This window comes from Candidatus Thiodiazotropha sp. AKAK3 (assembly GCF_058244645.1).
This window is the reverse complement of sequence record NZ_JBSYOQ010000026.1, coordinates 76,936-95,515: the sequence shown is the minus strand read 5'-3', so window position 1 is coordinate 95,515 and position 18,580 is coordinate 76,936. Positions and strand designations below refer to the sequence as shown.

At 48.0% G+C, this 18,580-nt stretch carries 17 protein-coding genes; 7 read left to right on the top strand and 10 right to left on the bottom strand.

Going from position 1 to position 18,580, the window contains the following annotated elements:
• Window positions 1-206: 206 nt before the first annotated feature.
• Complete coding sequence (locus tag AC4IE7_RS04940) at window positions 207-1,259, top strand: hypothetical protein (protein WP_490775700.1); 1,053 nt, start codon at window positions 207-209, stop codon at window positions 1,257-1,259.
• Window positions 1,226-1,954 carry an SH3 domain-containing protein gene (locus AC4IE7_RS04935; protein ID WP_490775699.1) on the top strand — a complete coding sequence of 243 codons (729 nt, stop codon included), beginning with the start codon at window positions 1,226-1,228 and terminating at the stop codon, window positions 1,952-1,954. The genes AC4IE7_RS04940 and AC4IE7_RS04935 overlap by 34 nt, the downstream gene beginning before the upstream one ends.
• Here the strand turns inward: AC4IE7_RS04935 and ubiA are convergent.
• The 3 genes from ubiA to recG all read right to left on the bottom strand — a co-directional run bounded on the left by ubiA (window position 1,934) and on the right by recG (window position 5,624).
• Window positions 1,934-2,833: a 4-hydroxybenzoate octaprenyltransferase gene (gene ubiA, locus AC4IE7_RS04930; protein WP_490775698.1), complete on the bottom strand. Its 900-nt coding sequence runs from the start codon at window positions 2,831-2,833 to the stop codon at window positions 1,934-1,936. The genes AC4IE7_RS04935 and ubiA overlap by 21 nt on opposite strands.
• A complete protein-coding gene (locus AC4IE7_RS04925) occupies window positions 2,830-3,417 on the bottom strand; it encodes a chorismate--pyruvate lyase family protein (RefSeq protein ID WP_490775697.1) in 588 nt (195 codons plus the stop codon). Before AC4IE7_RS04925 ends, ubiA begins: the two co-directional genes overlap by 4 nt.
• 104 nt (window positions 3,418-3,521) lie before the next feature.
• Window positions 3,522-5,624 carry an ATP-dependent DNA helicase RecG gene (gene recG / locus AC4IE7_RS04920; RefSeq protein WP_490775696.1) on the bottom strand — a complete coding sequence of 701 codons (2,103 nt, stop codon included), beginning with the start codon at window positions 5,622-5,624 and terminating at the stop codon, window positions 3,522-3,524.
• Window positions 5,625-5,811: 187 nt separating this feature from the next.
• Between recG and AC4IE7_RS04915 the strand changes: the two genes are divergently transcribed.
• Window positions 5,812-6,231 carry a secondary thiamine-phosphate synthase enzyme YjbQ gene (locus AC4IE7_RS04915; protein ID WP_490775695.1) on the top strand — a complete coding sequence of 140 codons (420 nt, stop codon included), beginning with the start codon at window positions 5,812-5,814 and terminating at the stop codon, window positions 6,229-6,231.
• A 138-nt stretch (window positions 6,232-6,369) separates the two neighbouring features.
• On the opposite strand, the gene AC4IE7_RS04910 is transcribed toward AC4IE7_RS04915, so the two are convergent.
• The 5 genes from AC4IE7_RS04910 to AC4IE7_RS04890 all read right to left on the bottom strand — a co-directional run bounded on the left by AC4IE7_RS04910 (window position 6,370) and on the right by AC4IE7_RS04890 (window position 11,168).
• A complete protein-coding gene (locus AC4IE7_RS04910) occupies window positions 6,370-7,125 on the bottom strand; it encodes a hypothetical protein (RefSeq protein ID WP_490775694.1) in 756 nt (251 codons plus the stop codon).
• 53 nt (window positions 7,126-7,178) lie between these two features.
• Window positions 7,179-7,565 (bottom strand): RidA family protein, encoded by a 387-nt coding sequence (locus AC4IE7_RS04905; RefSeq protein WP_490775693.1) that lies wholly within the window; start codon window positions 7,563-7,565, stop codon window positions 7,179-7,181.
• Window positions 7,566-7,684: 119 nt separating this feature from the next.
• Window positions 7,685-9,859 (bottom strand): bifunctional GTP diphosphokinase/guanosine-3',5'-bis pyrophosphate 3'-pyrophosphohydrolase, encoded by a 2,175-nt coding sequence (gene spoT / locus AC4IE7_RS04900; RefSeq protein ID WP_490775692.1) that lies wholly within the window; start codon window positions 9,857-9,859, stop codon window positions 7,685-7,687.
• A 118-nt stretch (window positions 9,860-9,977) separates the two neighbouring features.
• Entirely contained in the window at window positions 9,978-10,250 is a 273-nt protein-coding gene (gene rpoZ / locus AC4IE7_RS04895; protein ID WP_490775691.1) for a DNA-directed RNA polymerase subunit omega, read from the bottom strand.
• Between the two features lie 123 nt (window positions 10,251-10,373).
• Complete coding sequence (locus AC4IE7_RS04890) at window positions 10,374-11,168, bottom strand: AraC family transcriptional regulator (RefSeq protein WP_490775690.1); 795 nt, start codon at window positions 11,166-11,168, stop codon at window positions 10,374-10,376.
• Window positions 11,169-11,212: 44 nt separating this feature from the next.
• Here AC4IE7_RS04890 and AC4IE7_RS04885 point away from each other — a divergent pair, with 44 nt between their 5' ends.
• The 4 genes from AC4IE7_RS04885 to AC4IE7_RS04870 all read left to right on the top strand — a co-directional run bounded on the left by AC4IE7_RS04885 (window position 11,213) and on the right by AC4IE7_RS04870 (window position 16,823).
• Window positions 11,213-12,409, top strand: a complete 1,197-nt coding sequence (locus AC4IE7_RS04885) for an MFS transporter (RefSeq protein WP_490775689.1) — start codon at window positions 11,213-11,215, stop codon at window positions 12,407-12,409.
• 364 nt (window positions 12,410-12,773) lie between these two features.
• On the top strand, window positions 12,774-14,441 hold the full coding sequence (locus AC4IE7_RS04880) for a thiamine pyrophosphate-binding protein (protein ID WP_490775688.1): 1,668 nt from the start codon (window positions 12,774-12,776) through the stop codon (window positions 14,439-14,441).
• A gap of 7 nt (window positions 14,442-14,448) precedes the next feature.
• Window positions 14,449-16,290: a hypothetical protein gene (locus AC4IE7_RS04875; RefSeq protein ID WP_490775687.1), complete on the top strand. Its 1,842-nt coding sequence runs from the start codon at window positions 14,449-14,451 to the stop codon at window positions 16,288-16,290.
• Window positions 16,287-16,823, top strand: coding sequence for a hypothetical protein (locus tag AC4IE7_RS04870; RefSeq protein ID WP_490775686.1), 537 nt, complete (start codon window positions 16,287-16,289; stop codon window positions 16,821-16,823). The genes AC4IE7_RS04875 and AC4IE7_RS04870 overlap by 4 nt, the downstream gene beginning before the upstream one ends.
• Here the strand turns inward: AC4IE7_RS04870 and AC4IE7_RS04865 are convergent.
• Entirely contained in the window at window positions 16,809-17,411 is a 603-nt protein-coding gene (locus tag AC4IE7_RS04865) for a class I SAM-dependent methyltransferase (RefSeq protein WP_490775685.1), read from the bottom strand. The two genes, AC4IE7_RS04870 and AC4IE7_RS04865, sit on opposite strands and share 15 nt — an antisense overlap.
• 20 nt (window positions 17,412-17,431) lie before the next feature.
• The gene (locus AC4IE7_RS04860) at window positions 17,432-18,568 is read right to left on the bottom strand and encodes a glycosyltransferase family 4 protein (RefSeq protein WP_490775684.1); all 1,137 of its coding nucleotides are present in this window, start codon (window positions 18,566-18,568) and stop codon (window positions 17,432-17,434) included.
• Window positions 18,569-18,580 lie beyond the last annotated feature (12 nt).

Genomic DNA, 18,580 nt, shown 5'->3' with positions numbered 1-18,580 from the left:
CTTACCAAGGGGTGCAACGCCGCAATCGCGGCTTGAGTGGCTTCCCGCAGGGCGAGGCAGGTGATTTAAACGCAAACTGAGATAGGCCTTGTCTAAATATAGGGTTTATATGACGCACCACACTAGGGTTATCCCCAGTGCTCTAAACGATCAAAATCATATAGTCTCCTAGTAGATCAAGGAAATGAGAGACAGGAGATTTGACCATGAATGGTTCAAGCGTCGCCCCAGGTGGCCAACAGACATCAGCTTCAAGCTATCTGCCTGGTGCATTTCGTACTACTCCTCACAGTTCAAGCCGAAACAATTGCGACGCGACTCAAGAGGTCGCTGATCTATTTAGCCAGGGCAGGCAGGGAGAGGCGGTTGCCCTTCTGAACAGTATGAAAGATGGACAACCCATGGTCATGCAGCAAGCCTTTGATCGGATGGTCAGCGCAAAACTGCAATACTCGATATCAACCTATGATACTCAGGCCATGCAGACCTTAACCCCCTCTCCAGCTGAAGTAGGAACAGCAATTCGACTGATCAACGCGGCGGGCAACAATCCTCCAGAGATGCCAAACACAACCGGCCTGACTGAACAACAGAAGTTTGAAGTCTATTCCAGTATTGTCCAGACTCGTGGTGACACTACCGCCCTGAATGATCTAAAGAGTGGAAACAGTGTGGTTGTTGGTCTACGTTCGGAAAACAGCACCTTGGAAAATAGTGGTAGAGGAGTCTATGACGACCGCATTGCTGTCATCTCCAGAGAAGCCAATGGCACGGTACATGTAGAAGAGTTTTTTCGTGTATCAACAGAACCTACAGCACAATACGATGCTAATTTGGCGAACCATCCTGACAACCGCTACAGGCGAGCAGAAGGTGATGATGTGACAGGGGACGGTGTACCTGATCAAGGCAGACTTGCCTCACCACAAACTATACAGATGTACGAGGACACGCATAGAAATCCAGCCTCTGCAGGAGGCACTGACTTTGCCCTAAGACCGACGCAACAGGCAGTCAGTCAAGGGCAAGGTGGCGTAGAAAGATTCACTGCGGGAAATGGTTATATCGATAATAGCGATCCAGCAGCGATCAGTGATCTGAATCGCACATTCAAGATCCACTCCGGAAGCCGGACCAATACTGACTCGGCAGGTTGCACGACCATACACCCAGATGACTATATGCGTTTTGAAAACAGCGTCACCAGCAATAGCTCACAAGGCACATGGAACTACGTATTAACAGAGGTTTCACCATAATCACACAGCATAAATACACCATCGACGCTCAAAGACTTAAGCATGTGCTTGTCGTGCTGCTCTGCTCTCTACAAGCAACTGCCACCCTGGCAGAAGAGGCCTGGTTACCAGCTTCTGAAACAGATTGTCGGCTTGAGGGCTGGTCAAAGGATACTCATCAGGATGGTTTAGAGGTTCGCTCATCAGCAACTGCCCATGCAGAGGTGCTCGGAACCTTACCCGCCTATGTGAAAAATTTTAGCAGCCACAACTTTGGTATTGAGTTCCAGATTATCGGATCGCACAACGGCTGGATGAAGATTACCGGTGCAAAAGACGATCCGAATCGAAGCAACCTGCCGCTTAGGTCTACCTATAGCGGAACGGGCTGGATTCCTGGAGACAGGGTGGATTTTATCGTGCAGTCAGGTAGTGGTTATCTACTTCCGGATGCTGCGAGTCGAAAAGCACTCGACCTTCATGGTGATTGGTTAACCTCAATGGGGGATATAGAGCTTATTGTGGCCTGCGATGGTGAATGGGTACTGCTCGACTATTCCCTTAAAAAGAGACGCAATCAGCAAACCTTATCACTGAGAAAACTATCTATTGATGAACAGAAGGCCTCTAAAGGCCGCGCTTGGTTTCGTGGTATCTGTGCGAACCAGGAAACCACATGTGAAACTGAGACTGCTCTAGACGCTAAAATCGAGTAACAAGCCAATAAACACCACCATGCCGAACAGATTGTTATTCATAAAGGCTTTAAAGCAGGCCCTGGACTCCCGCTCTCGAGTCAACCACTGTTGATAAATGAACAGGATCGCGGCAGCAGCAATCCCAAGATAGTAGAGTTCACCGCGATCACTCAAAAAACCGATCAGAACCAGTAAGCCGATCATCACAGCCTGCAGCACTCCCATAATAAAATTATCATGCCTGCCAAAGAGTATCGCGCTGGATTTGACTCCGATTTTAAGATCATCATCCCGATCCACCATGGCATACTGGGTATCGTAGATCAGAGCCCATAGGATGGCACTGAGGAACAGTAACCAGGCCAATAGAGGCAGGCTTCCGGTGAGGGCCATAAAAACCATCGGCACTGCCCAGCCAAACGCGGCACCCAGTACCACCTGTGGCAGGTGAGTGAAGCGCTTCATAAATGGATAGAGTGTTGCCAGCCCCAATGCCACAAGAGACATGAAACGGGTGGGCCAATTTAGAAAAATAAGCAGGCTGGCTGCGAGAAGTGAAAGTGCGACAAAAACTGCGATTGCTTCACCAGGTTTCACAAGTCCGGCGGCGATGGGACGGCTCTCAGTTCTGGCCACATGACCATCAAAATCCCGATCTGCATAGTCATTAATTGCGCAGCCCGCAGAGCGCATGATCGCCACCCCCAGACTGAACACCAGAACCATTCCCCAGGGTGGTGAGCCCTCTCCCGCTATCCACAGTGACCACAAGGTTGGCCAAAGCAGTAGTAAAATACCGATAGGTCGATGCAACCTCACTAGCAGAACATAGTTTCTCAAACGTTCTCGCCACTCCCAAGATGGCGACATGGCCATATTCTGAGCACGCCTCGTCATTGTTTGCCACACCTCTGCATCGGCAAATCTGGAAGAAAGAGTTCGTTAATCAAAATCGGCCTGGAATCAACGTAAAATAGAGTTCGCCTGCCCCAGAGTTGCTCTGGCATCTGTTCAAGCTGCGAACTTGCGGCATCAAATAGGGTATGGCCTGGAGTAAGCCGGGCGATCAGTGTAGAACCGCGAGATACTTTCGGGTCAGAGAAGAGCACGGCACCCAGCGGACGCTCTCCGAGCTGCATTAGACGTCTTGCTGACCCTTTCAGGGTCTTTACGGGTATCCAGGTTCTGGCAAATACCCATGGTGCATCCTCGCACAGCAGAACCACATCACGGATCAGCGCCAAACGCCCCTGTCTGATATGTAGCGCCTGGCGTTCGCTGTTTAGCGGTATATCCCACCCCTGCTGAAGCAGACGCACCCTGAACCTGCCTTCTCCACAATGCTCTATAACCCGCTTGGTCAAAGAACCCGTGTCGCGCAACCAGGCCTGAGCATCAATAGGAACACCGCCATAACGACGCTGTGACCAATCGCTCCAATTGGGTTCCCGTTGTGACCTCTTACTGCTTCGCTGATTCAAGCTATGTTCCTTGAAAAATCTAGATTATCGCACAGCAGACGAGCACTTGACGAACATCTCTAAATAGCAGGAGATCCTGGATGGCTCGATTGATTTCAGGCATCTCAAACCCGCCCATAATCAACACGATCACCCAACCACCTTTTGACCAGGTTTGAAGCGCCAGGTGGATCAAGTTTCAACATCATTTCTGCGGCCTCACGTACATCATCCAGAATATCCTGGTCCCTGATCAGATCGGCAATACGCAACTGCATCTCTCCCGTCTGACGGGTACCAAGCACCTCTCCTGGCCCCCGCATTTCCAGATCTTTCTGGGCAATCAGGAAACCATCTCCTGTTTCACGCAGTATCGCCAAGCGCTCCTTCGCCTGGAGAGACAAGGGCGACTGATACATCAGAACACAGTGGCTCTCTGCACTGCCACGCCCTACCCTGCCACGTAATTGATGTAGCTGCGCCAAGCCCAACCTTTCCGGATTTTCAATGATCATCAGGCTTGCGTTGGGTACATCCACGCCGACTTCAATCACGGTCGTAGCTACCAGCAAGTCGAGTTCTCCCGACTTGAAGGCCGCCATCATCCGCTCTTTTTCATCCTGCTTGATACGTCCATGAACCAATCCAACATTGAGATCAGGCAAGGCCTCTGACAATAACTTCTCTGTCTCTTCCGCCGCCTGACACTGCAGGACCTCAGACTCCTCGATCAAAGTGCAGACCCAATAGGCCTGACGACCCTCTGCGCATGCTGCCTGCACACGGGCAACCACTTCATCGCGACGCCCGCTTGAAATCACTGCAGTAGCCACCGGCTTACGACCGGGAGGTAAACCATCGATTACTGAGAGATCGAGATCCGCATAGGCTGTCATCGCCAGCGTACGCGGGATTGGGGTTGCGGTCATAATCAGCTGGTGTGGTATATGGTTTTGTCGCTGACCTTTTTCCCGCAATGCAAGTCGTTGATGAACGCCAAATCGGTGTTGCTCGTCAATAACTATCAATCCAAGGTCACTGAATGTTACATCATCCTGAAACAGGGCTTGAGTTCCGACAACCATCTGCACCTGACCTGAGGCTATGTGTTGCAAAACCTGTTCTCTGGAGCGCCCTTTGAGTCGTCCGGTAAGCCAGGCTATCTCTACCCCCAAGGGCTGTAGCCATTGACTGAAATTGCGCAAATGCTGCTCTGCAAGCAATTCAGTAGGGGCCATCAATGCAACCTGACTCCCGGCACCTATCACCTGAAGCGCTGCCAGTGCACTGACCACTGTTTTACCTGATCCAACATCACCCTGCACCAAACGCTGCATCGGTTTGGCTGAGGCCAGATCCTCTTCTATTTCACCAACAACTTTAACCTGGGCCTCAGTCAGACTAAAGGGCAAAGCCTCTATTAAATCCTGCTGCAGAGGGTTCTTAACGGGGTAAACAGTAGTCTCAATACTTTGGTGCCTGGCGCGGACAATCAAGAGGCTGATCTGATGCGCCAACAGCTCCTCAAATGCGAGCCGTTGCTGGGCTGGGTGTTGACCGGACAACAACAGCTGCAGATCCACATCCGGAGGTGGTCGATGCAGAAAACAGACGGCTTGAAGCAGATTTGGTAACTGAAAACGACCCAGCAGGGTAGCTGGCAGTAATTCAGGCAGAGAGGTGGGCTGCAGCTCTAAAATATCTAGTAGCTGCCGCATCAACCCCCTTAAGGTCAACTGGTGTACGCCTTCTGTTGTCGGGTAGACCGATGTCAACGCTTCATCTACAGCCATCGGTTCACCAACATTGACTGCCTGATACTCAGGATGAACCATCTCCAGGCTGTTAGGGCCGCTACGGACTTCACCGAAGCATCGTAGACGCACACCCCGAGCCAAGGCCTGACGCTGAGCATTACTGAAATAGAAGAATCGTAAAAACAGGCTCCCGGTGCCATCAGACAAATGCACCATCAACGAGCGTCGTCGTCCAAACTTAATCTCCGACAGATCCACCTCACCTTCGATAACCACCTGATCCCCCCGACGCAAACTGCCAATGGGGTGAACCCGGGTACGATCCTGATAGCGCAAAGGGAGATGGAACAGAAGATCCTGAAGCGAACTGATCCCCAGTTTGGCGAGTTTTTCGGCATTCCTTGCCCCGACCCCTTTCAACAGTGTGACAGGCTGATCGGCCAGACTTTTAGACGAAGTATCCTTGATCAATGTCGACTCGTTTTCACTCTTTTAGATGTAAACTACCCTTCCTACTCAGACAGCAGTCAAGGTAGATCGCTCATAATGAAAATCGGCAGCTAGCTATAAGCCTGGGCCAAACATATGTCGGAACATGGCATGATTGACAGGTTGCCTTAATGATTAGCATGCCAGAACAGGCGGGAGTAAAGCAAAAATGGTGTTTCAGGAAACACTAAACATTCAAACACAGGGCAGGAAGACATATGACATTACCCACCAGGTAGCAGAAATAGTCGCGCAATCGGGTATCAGAACCGGTATCTGCCAACTCTTTATACAGCACACCAGTGCCTCATTGATCCTGTGTGAAAATGCTGATCCCGATGTCCGCTCAGACCTGGAAAGATTCATCTCCAGACTGGTACCTGACGGCGATCCGATCTTTGATCATATCCAGGAAGGAGCTGATGATATGCCTGCCCATGTTCGCTCCATCCTGACCCATCTGGATCTAAGCATACCAATTACTAATAGAGATCTTACACTAGGCACCTGGCAAGGGATCTATCTTTGGGAGCATCGAACCCATCCACACAGGCGTCGAATAATGGTGACACTATTTGGAGAAGCGTAAACAGCCGTCTATTCGAAGACTGCAGCTAAGCTACGTGTTAGGTGTTTTCACTTAAGCATGGTGCGGCAGGGCCGCACCCTACATTAGTGAATCCATCCAAACAGTAGTGGCTATTTGCCGCATCTGAAGATGCTTCTATTAATCCAGCTTTACCCGTCCGCCAAACAAGCGACCAACCAGACTTTTTTTGGATTTCCGCACCCACTCTTCCCTTTCACTAAGTAGCATCTTTGAAAGGTTGACCAAGGCTTGAAGGGACTTGGTCTTGGCTATCTGCATCCTTATTTCAGTCTGCTCAGTGGCACTGTTCCAGGGCCCGCCATTGTTTTTACGAATAAAACTGACGACATGCTGATGCAGAGCATTACGTAACTCAGCAACCAGATCTGCTTCTGCTTTTTTCGGATCTCTGCCCACCAATCCCTGAACATATTTCTTGGCTTGTTTCGGAGTCACCAATTTCAATGTCACACAATCATTGGCTAAAAGATGTTCCATTTCAGCACGCCGATCCTTAAGACGTTCCGGCATCGACTTGGCGTCTGGTACATAGCCTGATTCTTTCTTATGATCGCGCTCAGGTTTGGGTTGTTTTTCCTGCTTCTCTTCGCCATCATCAATTGGATTATCGGAGGTTGAGGAAGCCTCGTCTACGGCTGGACCAGCCTCATTCAGCTGGTCAATTTCCCGCTCAAGCCAAGCCGCTTGTTCATTCAGGGCTGCATGAAAATCTGTGATAGAGCTATCATCCGATAGCATTGCCATAGTTGCTTCTTCGAGTATCTGTACATAGTAAGAAATTATACTGGGATCAGAAACACCACGGGATTGGCAGATAACAAAGGCCCTGCCCTTTATATTTACCTGCATCATCTGCTGAAGTTTGTTGCTCATCACGCTCCGATATCTGTTGACATCAAAATGTGGGCTTTTTTACAGCTAACCCATTATGAATCGATTTCCATAACTGCATCCATCTCTACTTCTGCACCTTTTGGAAGTGCGGCCACACCAATAGCTGCCCTTGCCGGGTAGGGTTGTGAAAAGTAATCGGCCATCACCTCATTTACTACAGGAAAATGGACTAAATCGGTAAGAAAAACGTTCAGTTTAACGACATCAGAAAGGTTTCCGCCAGCCGCTCTCGCAACTGCATGCAGGTTATCGAACACCCTTCTGATTTGCTGTTCAATACCACCCTCAACCATCTCCATAGTCTCGGGAACCAAGGGAATCTGACCCGACAAATAGACTGTCTGACCAACTTTAACCGCTTGGGAATAGGTTCCTATAGCTTGCGGAGCCTGGTCAGTTCGGATGATTTCTCGACTCATTATGAAATTCCTCTTTTTTTATTGGACCTGCCATATGATCCTATACTATTTATCTGTCAAAGAGATAAATAAAAGCACATTGCAAGAACTCAAAGCTCAACACTTAGTGACTGAATCCTCTACTTGACTCGATTGATGCGCATCACAGATGGCAACGATCTTACCTGACGCATAATCCTCGCCAGATGACGACGACTCTTCACGGTAATGATGAATACCAATGTTGACGAGAGACCATCCCGCTCTTCTGAGCCAACATGCTCGATGTTGGATTCCTGCTGAGAAATCACCGAAGCCACAGAAGCCAATACCCCACGCTGGTTACCAGACTCAACCCTGATCTTGGTCGCGAATTCACCTTTTACATCGGTTTCCCATTCAGCCTCAATCCACTTATGACCATGCTTCTTGTAGTCTCCCAGGTTGGGGCAGCCCTGACGGTGAATTACGATCCCCTTACCCGGATTGAAGACACCAACAATGGCATCACCTGGTATCGGCCAGCAACACTTTGCGAAGTTGACGACCATGCCTTCAGTGCCCCTGATCGCCAATCCACCCGAAGGCTGCTCTATCTCTTGTGGACTGGTTTCATTCACAGCGGGAGCCATCTCTTCTCCTGCCATACGCCGGGCAATCAACATTGGCATATGATTACCCAGGGCTATGCCGGCAAGCAGCTTATCCAAGCTCTCCAGCCGGAACTCTTCCAATACCTTTTCCACCTGCTCTTTATCTATCTCATCCAACTTCAGTGAAATCAGGTTCAACTCTCTTTCCAGCAATCGCTTACCCAAATTTACCGCTTCCTGATCCTGAAGATTCTTCAGATAGGAGCGGATATTGGCTCTGGCCTTGCCGGTAACGACAAAATTCAGCCAGGCAGGACTGGGGCCAGCAGTTTCAGAATTGATGATTTCCACTGTCTGGCCATTATGCAATCGGGTTCGCAATGGCACCAGGCGGCGATCAACCCGTGCCGCAACACAGGTATTACCAACATCGGTATGGACGCTGTAGGCGAAATCTACAACCGTAGCGCCTTTAGGAAGCACCATGATGCGTCCTCTGGGAGTGAACACATAGACCTCATCAGGGAACAGGTCGACTTTGACGTGCTCCAGAAACTCCATTGAGTCACCAACGCCTTGCTGCATTTCCAGTAGGTTTTGCAGCCAGTCAGAGGCTCTGGACTTAACCCACTGCCCACTGGCCTCGCCGGTTTTATACATCCAATGTGCAGCAATACCGGATTCAGCCAGCTTGTCCATCTCTTCTGTACGGATCTGAATTTCAATCGGGATGCCCTGGGGGCCGAACAACACGGTATGCAAAGATTGATAGCCATTCGCTTTGGGTATCGCGATATAGTCTTTGAACCTGCCAGGCATTGGTTTATAGAGATTGTGCACCACACCGAGTACCCGATAGCAGGTATCAACCCGTTCGACCACGATACGAAAGGCAAATACATCGACGACTTCAGAAAAGCTGAGCTTCTTCTCTACCATTTTTAAATAGATACTGTAGAGATGCTTTTGGCGGCCGTAGACCTGCCCCTGGAAATCCTCTTGCTCGAGACGGGCGCCCAAAGCCTTCTCAACATTCTCCACCAACTCCCTGTGATGCCCTCTGGCATCGGCCACCGCCTTTTTCAGAGCGCGATATCGCATTGGCCAATAGGCGGCAAAACCCAGCTCTTCCAATTCGAGTCGCATGCTGTTGATGCCTAAACGATTGGCAATCGGCGCAAAGATATCCAGTGTCTCCTTGGCGATTCGGCGAGACTTGTCCGGGCGCATAACCCCAAGTGTGCGCATATTGTGCAGTCGATCTGACAGCTTGATAAGGATCACACGAATATCCTTGGTCATCGCCAACAGCATCTTACGCAGACTTGCAGCCTGGGCCTCGGCCTGAGAATTAAAATCGATTTTTGAGAGCTTGCTGACCCCATCCACCAGTTCAGCAATCTCTGAATCAAAGGTATCGGCCAGCTGCTCCTTGGCAGTTGGTGTATCCTCGATCACATCGTGCAGTATGGCAGCCATCAGGCATTTATAGTCCATGCGCATGGTAGCCAGGATGCGGGCCACAGCAACAGGATGATAGATATAGGGTTCGCCTGTCTTCCGATGCTGCCCTACATGAGCTTCAGCCCCAAACAGGTAGGCACGATAGACTTCGCGTATATGATCCGAAGAGAGATACTCTTCCAGGTAGGCGCACAGATCACTGATCAGGAAACGCGGCGTATCCTGATCATTATCTATAAGGCCTAAAGGGTTGCTCATCCGGGCACTCCACAATCGCTGTTATAGCGATTCTGTGCTGATTCAGCCCTATGTTGCAAGTCGATAAGCGGGAAAAATGTTATGCGCGGTCATTTTGACCGCGAATGAAGGGAGCTGGTTATTGATTTGATCCCATTGGGGAGATATCCACATCCATAATTGCCTCATCCGTAACCGATTCCTGGCTAGCTATCTGTGCATCCACATCCTTATGATTGATCAAGCCCTCAGCAATTTCACGTAGTGCCATGACGGTAGGCTTGTCATTTTCCCAGGGTAGCAGCGGCTCAACGCCATTCACCAGCTGGCGGGCACGTTTCGTGGCAAGCAATACCAGATCAAAACGGTTATCAACATATGCCATACAATCTTCAACTGTCACGCGTGCCATGGTTTATCCCCAGAGGAATTGATACTTGATCGGCCCACAAGGCCGGGAAAAGATGGAGATCATAAACTATGTTTACATCAAAGCCAATTTCATGAGGTAAAAATAGCCTTGAAACAACACCATTCAGTTAAAAAACCTCGCAGGAGGGACCCCCAGATTTTGCCGGAACATGGCAATAAATGCACTGGGGCTAGCATATCCAAGCTCGTATGAGACCTCTGTAACTGAAGCACCATTACCAAGCCTGTCTATCGACTCCAAGAGTCGCAGACGTCGTCTCCAGGCCCCGAAGCTCATCCCCAAATGACGCAAAAAGAGTCTCCCAAGGGTGCGCTCACTTGCACCGATCAGTTTTGACCACTCTGCCAGAGTCCTGTTATCTGCTGGATTTTGAAGCATTGCATCTGTCACCTTTGAGACCTTTGGCTCATCGGAAAAAGGCAGATAGAAGTGAAACTGCTCAATTTTTTTCAGCTGATCTATGATCACCAACATTAAGCGGGCTTCGGCAGTATCGGGCAGATACTCATTTCCGATCGCTGTGGCTTCAAGTATTAAAGCCTGCAACAGCGGTGACACCCTCAAAACAGAACACTCCACAGGCAGATCTGTCGTGTGGCTGGGATCGATATAGATCGACCGAAGAGAAACAGCCTGGGCCATTTCAACCTCATGCATTACCCCACCAGGAATCCATACCGCCTGTGATGGCGGTACAAGCCAGGCGCCATCGTCTGTGGTCGCTTTCATCGCTCCGCGAATGGCAAACAGCAACTGCCCCCGAAGATGAGCATGCCTGGATACCTGCTCAGATGCCTTCCGCTCACCGGAAATGGACAACACAGGCCGCTCGGGATCAACGATATATCCCACGTGAACAAGCGAGTCCACTGTCTGTTTTTCACTATTCATTGTCATATTATAGCTATTACGCCAAATAAAAATGGCCGCATAATATATTCATGCCAAACATTCTGACCAAAATTCAACACCGCCCCGAAATTCTGCTGCTTCTGCTGGCGATAGCAGTGCCACTCAGTTTTGCCACCTGGCAGACCCTGTTGAACAATTTCGCGATCGAACGAGCGGTTTTTTCAGGAAGGGAGATGGGCATACTCCAAAGTCTTCGTGAGATACCGGGCTTTCTCGCTTTTGGCGTGGTTTTTCTGCTGCTGTTGGTACGTGAGCAAAAACTGGCCTATATCTCGTTGGCTCTGCTCGGAGTAGGCACTGCGCTGACAGGTTTCTTCCCATCTGCTTTAGGGCTATATATCACTACCGTCATTATGTCTGTCGGTTTCCACTATTACGAAACACTGCAGACTTCCCTGGCCCTGCAGTGGACCGACACATCCAATTCTGCCGAAGTTCTGGGTCGATTGATCGCTGCAGGCTCATTTGCATCGATAATAACCTTCGGACTGATCTGGCTTGGGGATAATCTGCTGCAACTGGATTACCGCTGGATCTATCTGGTTATGGGTAGCCTGACACTGCTGATTGCTCTGGGCGCCTGGTTCATCTTCCCCCTGTTCCCCCAAAAAACAGAGCAGCACAAGCATATGGTATTGCGAAAACGATATTGGCTATTCTATCTGCTGACCTTCATGTCAGGGGCCCGTCGTCAGATCTTTGTGGTATTTGCAGGATTCTTAATGGTGGAGAAGTTCGGATATAGCGTCTCCCAGATTGCCATGCTGTTTCTGATCAATGCTTCAATCAATGTTTTTCTTGCCCCTCGCATCGGACGAATGATTGGCAGAATCGGTGAACACAAGGCACTGCTTATTGAATATGCCGGATTGGTGTTGGTATTTTGTGGCTATGCCCTGGTCGAAAATGTCATCATGGCAGGCGCGCTCTATATTGTTGACCATCTCTTCTTTGCCATGGCAATTGCTCTGAAAACCTACTTTCAGAAAATAGCCGCCAAAGAGGATATTGCCTCGACAGCCGGGGTCAGTTTCTCTATCAACCATATCGCTGCGGTTATCATTCCGGCACTATTCGGCCTGATCTGGCTTAGCTCACCAGCCCTGGTGTTCTATGCTGGCGCGGCTATGGCAGCCATCTCTTTTGCCCTCTCCCTACTGGTTCCTGAAGCACCCACACAAGGCAGAGAGAGTCGTCTTGCCTACTCCACCGCAGTTGGAAATTGACGATAACCAGCTGCGGAATATGCATTTAATCTCATAGGGTTAGGGCTACAGCTCTATGTTGCGGCGCTTGAGCCATAACTTGCGAACCGTGCCTTGTTCTGAGCCACTCTTGTAGACCTGAGTGTCGGGATACTTATCGTCAGGGACTAATAATCCATGGGAGATAGTGCATTTTTACAGAATTTCGAATACCCTCACCGAACTTTGCATCTATCTGCAACCCGGCACTCCAGGGATAATACCCAGGCCTGAGCTTGAATCGCACCACGCGACGCTTCGTCTATGTTGCTAGATATAAACAGACTGGGCATGCCATCCTAATTAGTCTCCTAAGCTGGATATCATTCCCCGAATTAGAAGTTCGATGAAGATAAAAGTCAGTGAATTAATCGTAAGATATTTAGAGCGTTTAGGCGTTGATACAATATTCGGTATGCCCGGCGCTCACGTTCTACCCATCTACGACGCACTCTACGATTCTAAGATTGAAGCCGTACTTGCCAAACACGAGCAGGGTGCAGCCTTCATGGCAGGTGGCTATGCAAAATCATCTGAAAAAGTCTCAGCCTGCATCGCAACGGCCGGACCAGGGGCAACCAACCTGATAACCGGCATTGCCAATGCCTACGCCGACAAACAGCCTGTATTAGTGATCACAGGGGAGGCCCCCACCTATATCTTTGGAAAAGGAGGTCTTCAGGAGAGTTCAGGTGAAGGCGGCAGCCTCGATCAGGTTGCACTATTCAAACATATCACCCGCTACAGCAAATCCATCGAACGAGTCGACTATCTACCGCAGGTTTTAACCCAAACCACCAAGGCGTTGTTGGAGAGTAATCCTGGCCCGGTTCTATTGAGCATCCCGTTCAATGTTCAGAGCGAACTTGTTGATGAAGAGATATTGGACGAGCTCTCATTCAACCTGCCACATGCACCAGTCAGTCTAACCAGTGACTTGGTCAGTAGTATCCTGGAACTATTGAATGAAGCCAATCATCCGGTAATTGTTGCTGGATACGGCACCATTCGATCAGGTGCACAGCAAGCTTTATCAGAGCTCAGTAACTTGTTAAACATCCCTGTCGCCTCAAGCTTAAAGGCCAAAGGGGTGATCAATGAGCGGTCGGATCTCTCCCTGGGAAGCCTCGGCGTAACCTCGAATGGGGTCGCCTATCAATACATTAGGGAGAATGCTGATCTGTTGATTGTACTTGGGGCCAGTTTTAATGAAAGAACAAGTTATGTTTGGGACAAGTCGCTGCTTGGTAATCTGAAAATCATCCAAATTGATCAGGCAGCCCACCAACTGGGAAAAGTCTTAAATACCGACCTTGCAATATGTGGCGATATCAGTCAGATCCTTGAAACATTGCTGAACGTTCTCAAGGATCAGAAAAGCGGACATTCAGGCACTCCAAAGATTGAGCAATCGATCAATCAGTTAAAAAGTACTTCCGATAATGGTTATACCATTTTTAAATCCGGATTCTCCCTGATCGAAACCTTCTACAAAGAGTTGAGCGCACGATTCTCTGATGAAATACGGGTATTTGATGACAATATTATTTTTGCCCAGAACTTCTACGATGTCGCTAACCACCATCACTACCACCCGAACGCAGGTATCTCATCCCTGGGACATGCAATACCTGCTGCGATTGGTGCACAATTCACTGAAATCCTACCGAGCTTTGCGATTCTTGGAGATGGTGGTTTTCAGATGTGCTGCATGGAAATCATGACAGCGGTCAACTACAACAAACCTCTGAATATCGTCATGTTTAATAATGGCACCATGGGTTTAATACGAAAGAACCAACATCAACTTTATGACAAGCGCTTTATAAACTGTGACTTCGTCAACCCTGACTACCACCATTTAGCCCAATCATTCGGTATACAATATAAACAGATAACCAATATTGACCAACTGGCAGATCTGTTCGAAAACCAGGATCTCCGTCAATCCATCAACTTGATAGATATCGCGATTGATAAGAACGCCTTCCCCAACTACTCTTCAAAACGTTGAGTGAATAATGGCACACCTGAAACCAGTGGTGCTCAACCAGCTAATCGATTCTACCAATATCGAAGTAGATAATCAGAGTCTCATTAAGAGACTCAATGAGCACAAACTTAAGCCGGAGAGCCAACTCACAGCAGAAAATCTGCTTGAACTATACAACAGCGCAGCAATAACTTTAGAGAGACGATTATCCGAAAGCGGCTACCCCGATAGCTTACTGAAACAGCAACAGCTTCTTTTCCATGAAATGGAGTCTCAGCTATCCCAGCTTGCTGGTGATGATCGTCATAACTTTATCATTGTTATACCGATCGCAGACAGACCACAACATCTGAAAAACTGCCTGAATTCACTACTGACACTATGCCAACGATTCTACTATGGCGGCAGAGAGGGCGACCGATATAAAAAAATCAATGTTTTGGTCGCAGATGATAGTCAGAGTGAGCAGAATAGAGAGGCTATTAAACTGACTGTTGAGACATTCGATCGCTTAGGATTGTCCAGTACATATTTCGGACTGGAAGAGCAACAGTCACAAATTGCCAAACTTGACCGCCAACAAAGATCAAAGATTAAAAGGATTATAGGTGATCAGCCAACTGATACCTTCTACCATAAAGGCGCCTCCATCACGCGTAACATCTGTTATCTGAAACTGAATGAACTGATCAATAAAAAAAATAATACACTAACCTGGTTCGTAGATAGCGACCAGGAGTTCCAGGTTAACTTTGGAAGCGATAGTAAATCTGTCTATGGAATAAACTACTTCCACCAGATCGACCATATCTTTTCTCATACCAGTACCCAGGTACTTACTGGTAAGGTTGTAGGAGACCCACCCGTCTCTCCAGCTGTAATGGGCGGTAACTTTCTGGACGACGTTGCCGGCTTTATATCCAAAGTTAAAAACCTGGACCCTCACCATGCCTGTGAATTTCACCAGCAAGACTCTCCTACTGTAGAAGATGCGGCATATCATGACATGGCCGACCTTTTTGGCTTCAAAACCAAACATAGCACCTATAACTACTGCTGCACCTTAGATGGCGACCATAGCAACAAGGTGTGTTTAACTGACTTTGCTGCAAAGCTGAACGCCTTCTTTGACGGACAGCACCCAACACGTCAATCCCATTACATCCATTCAGCTTTGCACTCGAGTATCACCCCTGCCCGTACCGTCTACACCGGCAACTACATAATCAATGGTAGTGCGCTTCACCATTTTATACCCTTTGCCACTTTAAGCCTCAGAATGGCTGGCCCAGTACTTGGACGTCTTCTTAAATCTGAATTAGATGGCGCTTTCATCTCAGCAAACCTACCCATGATGCATAAACGCACCCTGATAGAGACCAATGAATCTGAATTCAGATCCGGTGTAGAACGGCAACACAATTGTGTCGACCTTAGTGGTGAATTTGAAAAACAGTTCTTTGGTGACGTGATGTTGTTTACCATACAACGACTGACTGAGCTTGGGTTTCCAAAAACAGTACCCAATGACAAGGTAGTTGAACAAACCATTGCGCACATCACCAAGAATATGCTTGATAAATATTTGCTAAAACAAGACCAGATCAGTAACAAAATTGATGCGCTCAGATCTGCAATAGATCAACCTGACAGGTGGTGGCATACGCTACTCAATTACAATCAAGTAAGTGATAATTTGCACGATTTCCTGAATAACATGGAGAATAATTTTGGTAACCGGTCTAACAGCTATCGTCTGATCAATGACACTGCTCACCGACAATCCAGATGCAATGAAATAAAAGATGCAATTTTCAACTACCCCTTGGATCGAATTAACTGGATTGAGGCACTCGGAAGAGAACCATGAATATTTTTATTCTTAACTCTGGCAGGTGCGGCTCTACAACCTTCATCAGGGCTTGTGAACATATCACCAATTACACAACTGGCCACGAAACAAGAGCCCATCTAACAGGTGATAAACGTATCGACTATCCTGACAACCACATAGAAGCTGACAACCGACTGAGTTGGATTTTAGGGCGGATTGATAATAAATTTGGCGCTGCCGCCCACTATGTTCACCTGAGTCGCAACCGGGAGGACACTATTGCCAGCTTTGTTAAAAGGTCACACTTCGGCATCATGAAGGCTTACAAAGAAGGCATACTTTTAGGTGGCAACAATCAACGACCTGAACAGATCGCAGAGGATTATCTCGATACCATCGAAACCAATATCTCCCTATTTCTAAAAGATAAGCCATTAAAGTCACTATTTAGACTTGAGCATGCTGAAAAAGACTTTATAAATTTTTGGGATCAAATTAATGCGCAAGGAGAGCTGAAAATGGCGCTACAAGAGTGGCAGTTTCACCACAATGCCTCAATCCAGAGTTAGAACTGAACAACCTCGACTGGTTTCAATATATTGATGTTTTAAATCAGGAAACTTTTCGCACCACATGGAAACAATCTCACGCTCCTCCCGACGAGCTGCATCATCGAGATAGACCCTACTTTGAGACCTCAAACTTGAATAGCAGACCGGCAATGCCGGATAGCGGGCATGACTGCAGATAAATCCGGGAGGCCCATCAATAACCAACATATCTATTTTTTCTTCAGGCAGTTTTTCTAGTGAGTACCAGGAATATTCGCTACCATCATGCTTCTGCGCAATGAGTGGCGCAGTAATAACTGTAGCAAACTCTTGTAATTCATATCTTACAATATAACTACGGGTAGCATCAGCATATTCCTCACCATTCTCCAGACTGACCACACGTCCACCACCATTGATCTGACAACAGCGCGCTAACATCAGAGTAGTCAATCCACTACTACACTCAAGCACCAATGCAGGCTTAGCCTCTAGACAGGCATCTACAATTATCTGAAGAAAGTCTGCACCGGCCGTCCAATTTTCTGTATAGGGTATTCCTTGACTAAGTCCCAGCTGTTGCTGAAGTAAGCTGTACTCTTTCATGATTTTACTAACCAGATCACTTATCCATTCAGATCACGATACAGTGCCGCCATCATTTCCAGTCGTCTCTCTGAATCGAAACTCTCTTTGATGCGTTGTTCTGCTCTATCCAGTTTAAGGTGATAATATTCCGGTCTATCCAGGAATGACTTCAAGGTAGAGACCAGTACACTTTCATTTTCAGGGGGAATCAGTGTTGCCACTTCAGAACTGTCTACTATTTCAGATGTTCCACCCACATCAGTTGCAATCACCGGCACTCTCATCAACATCGCTTCGAGGATCACATTCGGCAAGCCTTCAGTGGATGAGGTTTGAATAACCAGGTCAATTTCGCTGTAGACCGGAAGCATATCCTCGATAAATCCCGAAAATATAATGGCATCAGCTATTCCAAGTTGTTCCGACAGCTGGCGTAATCGACTCTCTTCAGGCCCTACACCAATAAATACAATCTTAAAATCATACCCATCTTCGAGCAACTGCGCAGCTGCCTGAATGAGATCCTCCTGCCTCTTCTCTGGACTCAGTCTGCCTATTTTCGCCAGCAGCGGTGTCTCTTTAGGGATATTGAGAGAGCGCCTGAAGGAATCACCTTCAATTTTCTTATAATTCTTGGTATCCAGCGTGTTATGAACAGTCAGCACGCGAGCGGAGGGAAGATAACTATCAAGCCTCTGCTTTGCAGCATTCGATACGGTTATCACCGCATCAAACAGGTATGACAACATCAGATTGCCTAAAACCATAATCGCTTTTCTTTTAAAACTATTTGCAACCCAACCATGCATCGTTGAGATGATGGGTAATTTCAACCTGTGGGCAGCCAACAATCCATATACATTCGATCTCAGATCGTGGGTATGAATGATGGTGAATGGAATCTTTTGATGGAGCGCGACAATCTGATCGACAATTGCAGATTCGAAGGTTTTAGTCTCTCTGATTTCTATACACTCAAGCCCTCTCTCTCTCGCCTTCTTGAGATAGTCCGAATCCGCCGAATTATCGGATACGAAACTGGCGATCGTAATCTCAATACCTTGAGTCTTCAGCCCCGATGCAACTTCAATAATCGTACGTCCGGGTCCGTCATGCCATGGTGAGTCACGAATATCGAGAATTTGAATTGGCTGATCAACACCAGTCGAGGTCATATTTTCAGTAAA

What these genes read in the sequence shown, in the direction of transcription:
- AC4IE7_RS04940 (WP_490775700.1), top strand. Translation starts at nt 207, where the DNA reads ATGAATGGTTCAAGCGTCGCCCCAGGTGGCCAACAGACATCAGCTTCA.
- AC4IE7_RS04935 (WP_490775699.1), top strand. Translation starts at nt 1,226, where the DNA reads ATGGAACTACGTATTAACAGAGGTTTCACCATAATCACACAGCATAAA.
- ubiA (WP_490775698.1), bottom strand. Translation starts at nt 2,833, where the DNA reads ATGACGAGGCGTGCTCAGAATATGGCCATGTCGCCATCTTGGGAGTGG.
- AC4IE7_RS04915 (WP_490775695.1), top strand. Translation starts at nt 5,812, where the DNA reads ATGGTGTTTCAGGAAACACTAAACATTCAAACACAGGGCAGGAAGACA.
- AC4IE7_RS04910 (WP_490775694.1), bottom strand. Translation starts at nt 7,125, where the DNA reads ATGAGCAACAAACTTCAGCAGATGATGCAGGTAAATATAAAGGGCAGG.
- AC4IE7_RS04905 (WP_490775693.1), bottom strand. Translation starts at nt 7,565, where the DNA reads ATGAGTCGAGAAATCATCCGAACTGACCAGGCTCCGCAAGCTATAGGA.
- spoT (WP_490775692.1), bottom strand. Translation starts at nt 9,859, where the DNA reads ATGAGCAACCCTTTAGGCCTTATAGATAATGATCAGGATACGCCGCGT.
- rpoZ (WP_490775691.1), bottom strand. Translation starts at nt 10,250, where the DNA reads ATGGCACGCGTGACAGTTGAAGATTGTATGGCATATGTTGATAACCGT.
- AC4IE7_RS04890 (WP_490775690.1), bottom strand. Translation starts at nt 11,168, where the DNA reads ATGACAATGAATAGTGAAAAACAGACAGTGGACTCGCTTGTTCACGTG.
- AC4IE7_RS04885 (WP_490775689.1), top strand. Translation starts at nt 11,213, where the DNA reads ATGCCAAACATTCTGACCAAAATTCAACACCGCCCCGAAATTCTGCTG.
- AC4IE7_RS04880 (WP_490775688.1), top strand. Translation starts at nt 12,774, where the DNA reads ATGAAGATAAAAGTCAGTGAATTAATCGTAAGATATTTAGAGCGTTTA.
- AC4IE7_RS04875 (WP_490775687.1), top strand. Translation starts at nt 14,449, where the DNA reads ATGGCACACCTGAAACCAGTGGTGCTCAACCAGCTAATCGATTCTACC.
- AC4IE7_RS04870 (WP_490775686.1), top strand. Translation starts at nt 16,287, where the DNA reads ATGAATATTTTTATTCTTAACTCTGGCAGGTGCGGCTCTACAACCTTC.
- AC4IE7_RS04865 (WP_490775685.1), bottom strand. Translation starts at nt 17,411, where the DNA reads ATGAAAGAGTACAGCTTACTTCAGCAACAGCTGGGACTTAGTCAAGGA.
- AC4IE7_RS04860 (WP_490775684.1), bottom strand. Translation starts at nt 18,568, where the DNA reads ATGACCTCGACTGGTGTTGATCAGCCAATTCAAATTCTCGATATTCGT.